Source organism: Hyalangium sp. (assembly GCF_045802625.1).
In the GTDB taxonomy this organism is placed as follows: domain Bacteria; phylum Myxococcota; class Myxococcia; order Myxococcales; family Myxococcaceae; genus Hyalangium.
In genome coordinates, this window is record NZ_JBJMQP010000099.1 from 1 (window position 1) to 4,075 (window position 4,075).

Genomic DNA, 4,075 nt, shown 5'->3' on the forward strand with positions numbered 1-4,075 from the left:
CGAGTCCCTGCAACCGCTGTCGGACGAGCTCTTCGGGTGGGTGGTGGCCCCTCACCCGGGAGATCTGCCGCAGATGCCGCTCTTCGTCTCCGCGTCGCCGCCCCAGCCCGCGATCCAGGCCGTGCTGGGGGTCTCCCGCGTCGCCGACGAGTCCTCCGCGCAGGCCCTGATCGCCGCGCTCCGCCGCCACGCCGAGTCCGGCGCTCCGGACGTGATGCCCGTCCTCGAGCTGAGCACTGGCGAGTCGATGCGGGTGCCGCGCCAGCCGTGGCTGGCCATGGTGGCGGGAGACAGCTACGGAAGCTGGCTGGAGGAAGGGCTGCGGCAGTGCCTGCTGAGGCACATCTCCCACGAGAGTGAGCTGGGGCTCGAGGTGAAGGCCGCGCGGATGTCCCTCGACAAGGGCCTCAGTGGCGAGGCGGCGCTGAGCTGGAAGACCCTGTCGCTGAGGCAGGGCCGGCGCGTGGCTGTCTACTACCTCAGCCTGCCTGCTGTCCCCGGCTTCCACGCGGTGGCAGTGGTTGAAGGCGAGAACACGCTCGGGCTGGCGGCGGCGCTGGACTTCAACAAGGCGCTGGAGGAGGCGCTGCTGGAGGCCATTGCCCGGGTCCAGCTGGAGACGAGCACTCCACGTCTACCCGAGCGTCCCTCGCTGCGGCGGCACGTGGAGCAGGCCACCGCGACACAAGCTGTGAGCGCCCCCGCGAGCTCGCGTGACGGGGTGCTGGCGGCGCTGGAGCGGGCAGGGCTGCGCGTGCTGGTGCACCCCTGGCTCGCGGAGCCCGGGGTGCGCTCGCGAGGTCTGTTGCTGGGGTGGGTGGGCCTCCATGCCAGATAGGCCGATCTACCTCCTGGGAGAGGGTCCCCTGCACCGGGCCGTCCTGGCGCTGCTGGAGCCGGCAGTGCCCGTGGTGCGGTTGAGCCGCGTCGAGGAGCTCGCCACGCGGTCCTCGCCGGGCCTTGTCGTCTCCCTGCAGCCGGGCTGGCAGCAGGCGCGCGAGCTGGCGCTGCAGAGGGCCTGCCGCGCCGCGAGGATGCCGCTGTTGCATGCCCGGCTGGATGTGTCGCTGGGCATCGTCGGTCCCTGGGTGGAGCCTTCCGCGCCCGGCTGCATTATCTGCGCGGAGTCTCGGCGCCGGCAGGTGGCGAGCCTGCCGCCCAAGGATCTGCGCACCCCGCGCAAGGCCGTGAGCATCGCTCCCTGGGTGGAGCTGCTGGCGCTGGTGGTCGCCGAGGCCGTCACGGCCCATCGCGAGAGCGACGCCACCGTGCACGGGCGCATCTACGCGCTCCAGGGCACGGACATGGCCGGCCAGTGGCACCACTTCGTGCCGGCCTCGGACTGCCCGGAGTGCGGACAGCTCCCGGAGGACTCGGCGGAGCAGGCTCGGCTCGAGCGCAGGCCGTGTCCGCAGCAGGAGCCTTCGCACTTTCGCATGCGCAAGCTCTGGCTCACCCAGCCCCAGGTGCGCTCGGAGCTTTATGACTGGCGCTATGGGCCGGTCGCCCACGTGTACCGCGTGCAGAACGCGCCCATGGCCATGATGGCGGCGGAGTTCCCCCTCTTCGAGGATGGGCAGCGCGAGTCCGGCTGGGGCCGGGGCCGCGCCTACCTGCGCTCCGAGGTGGTGGCCTTCATCGAGGCGCTCGAGCGGCATTGTGCCATGCGCCCACGCGGCCGGCGCACGGTGGTACGAGGCAGCTACCGTCAGCTCCAACAGGATGCGCTGGATCCGGTGCTGCTGGGGCTCCCCGAGCTGCGCGCTCATCCCGGCTCCAAGCTGTGCGAGTACACGCCCGAGCTGCAGATGGACTGGGTGTGGGGCTACTCGCTCACCCAGCAGCGGCCGATGCTGGTGCCCGAGCAGCACGCTTACTACTGGCACCGGGCGATTCCTCCCGCCGAGCACTTCGTGCAGTCCACCTCCAATGGCGCCGCGTCGGGCTCCTCACTGGAGGAGGCCATCTTCCACGGCCTGCTCGAGATCATCGAACGTGATGCCTTCCTGCTGGCTTGGTACGGCCGGCTCGGGGCGCCGGAGATCATCCTGGACGGCAGCGAGAGCGAGGACATCGGCGTGCTCGCCGATCGAATCGAGGCTCGCGGCTACCAGCTCCACCTCTTTGACATCACCACCGAGGTGGGGATCCCCGCCGTGTGGGCCCTGGCGGTCTCCCCGGGCGATGACCGGCCCAAATCCTTCTGCGCCGCCGGCGCCAGCCCCAATCCGCAGGATGCCATCCTCTCGGCGCTCAACGAGCTGGCGCCCAGCGTCTACCTGTACGAGCGGGGCTCCAAGCACACCGACGAGGCCCTGAGCGAGATGCTCCGGGATCCATTCAAGGTGCGCACGCTGGAAGATCACGTGGCTCTCTACACGCTGCCCCAGGCGTTCGGGCGCTTCGACTTCCTGCTGCGGCCCGATCGCAAGCGGATCCCGCTGAGTCAGCTCCTCCCGGACTGGCGCAGCCAGTGGGTCCGCGAGGATCTCTCCGAGAACCTGGAGCAGTTGGTCACGCGCGTGCGTGAGGCCGGCTTGGACGTCATCGCCGTGGAGCACACCGGGCCCGAGCAAGTGCGGCTCGGTCTGCGCAGCGCCAAGGTGCTGGTGCCGGGCTCGCTGCCCATGACCTTCGGCCACATCAACCGCTGCACCCGAGGGCTGTCGCGGCTGCTGAACGTGCCCATGAAGCTGGGCTATCAGTCCACGCCTCGGGCCTACGAGGAACTGGAACTGCCGCCCCATCCCTTCCCATGAGCCGACCCATCATCCCGCCGGCGGAGCGCCGCCGCCTGCTCGAGTTCATTCACGCGCAGTCATATGGAAAGTCGGTCGGGACCGTGACCATGGGCCAGCAGCCGGAGCGCGTGCCCGGGCTGGCACCGGAGGCAGAGTCCGAGCCGCTGGAGCCCCGGGCTCCCCGGCTCCTCGCGCACCTGCCGTATGCGCCATTCCAGGAGGCGCCGGCCCAGGGCGAGCATCTGGAGCGCATCCACGCGGCCCTCTACGGCGCGTTCGGGCTGCTGCGCCACGAGCCCTCCAACCCCTACAACCCGCACCGCTCCTTTCCCTCGGCGCGCGGCCTCTTTCCGGTTCATGCCTGGCTTCTGCGAGGCGCGAGCGCCGCGCACTATGATCCACTGGGACACCGGCTCGAGCCCACGGCCCGGAGCGGCCGGAGCGACGGCCCCGCGCAGGTCGCGCTGGTGGGCAACTCCGACGTCATCCCCGAGGCCTACGGGACGCTGCGCTATGCGCTCACGGTGCTCGAGGCGGGCCATGCCCTCTACAACCTCGCGCTGCTGGCCCGCGCGCTGGGCCTGCCGGCCACCGTGCGGCTGGGTTTCCCAGATGCCGAGCTGAGGGAGCGGCTCAGCCTCTCGGGCTCCGAGGCGTGGATGCCGCTGGCGCTGGTGGACCTGGAGCCTGTGGCCTCAGGAGGAGCGGCGCTCGCGGGGACAGAGCGTGCCGCGCGGCCGCGGGCGGCTCATCCGCTCACCTGGGTGGATCGTGCCGGCTGGCTGGAGAGCGCGGAGCTCGAGCGCTGGCGGCAGGCCGAGGCACCCATGAGGAGCCCGCTGCCCGCGGGAGGCCCCACCTTGGCGGCGCCCTCGGGGCTTCCGCCGCTGGAGGAGGTGCTGTACGCGCGAACCTCTGGGCGCAGCAGCGCGGGGCTGAGTGCCCGGGTGACTCGCGTGCCCGGTGACATGGTGCATACCGCGCTGCACCTGGGTCTGCGCCGGCCGCCGCTGGACCTGGAGACGACGGCCGAGTCTCCCTCGGGGCTGCGCGTCTTCCTCGTCAGCGAGCGGGTGGGCGGGCTCGATGATGGCGTGTACGAGCTCTCTGCCTCCACGGGGCAGCTCGCCAGCGTCCGCAAGGGACGTTTTCTCTCGGTGATCCAGCAGGCGTTCTCGTATCCGCCCACCAGCACCAACATCCTCTCGATGAACGCGGTCTGGCTGCTGTCGGTGGACTACCCCGAGGTGCTGGATCGCTGGGGCGCCAGGGGCGTGCGGCTGGCCAACCTGGAGCTGGGGTGGGTGGCCCAGGGGCTGTGCTGCGCCATGGCC

General features: G+C 71.1%; 3 protein-coding genes. All 3 read left to right on the forward strand.

What is annotated here, in order from left to right; all coding sequences use genetic code 11:
• Nucleotides 1–838 (forward strand): hypothetical protein (locus ACJ8AT_RS18425; protein ID WP_407739069.1); only part of this gene is annotated, 838 nt, incomplete at its 5' end.
• On the forward strand, nucleotides 828–2,759 hold the full coding sequence (locus tag ACJ8AT_RS18430) for a TOMM precursor leader peptide-binding protein (RefSeq protein ID WP_407739070.1): 1,932 nt from the start codon (nucleotides 828–830) through the stop codon (nucleotides 2,757–2,759). The genes ACJ8AT_RS18425 and ACJ8AT_RS18430, both read left to right, overlap by 11 nt.
• A partial coding sequence (locus ACJ8AT_RS18435) for a hypothetical protein (protein WP_407739071.1) occupies nucleotides 2,756–4,075 on the forward strand: 1,320 nt, incomplete at its 3' end. The genes ACJ8AT_RS18430 and ACJ8AT_RS18435, both read left to right, overlap by 4 nt.

Excerpts from the sequence above, each read along its gene's own strand:
- ACJ8AT_RS18430 (WP_407739070.1), top strand. The coding sequence starts at position 828 with ATGCCAGATAGGCCGATCTACCTCCTGGGAGAGGGTCCCCTGCACCGG.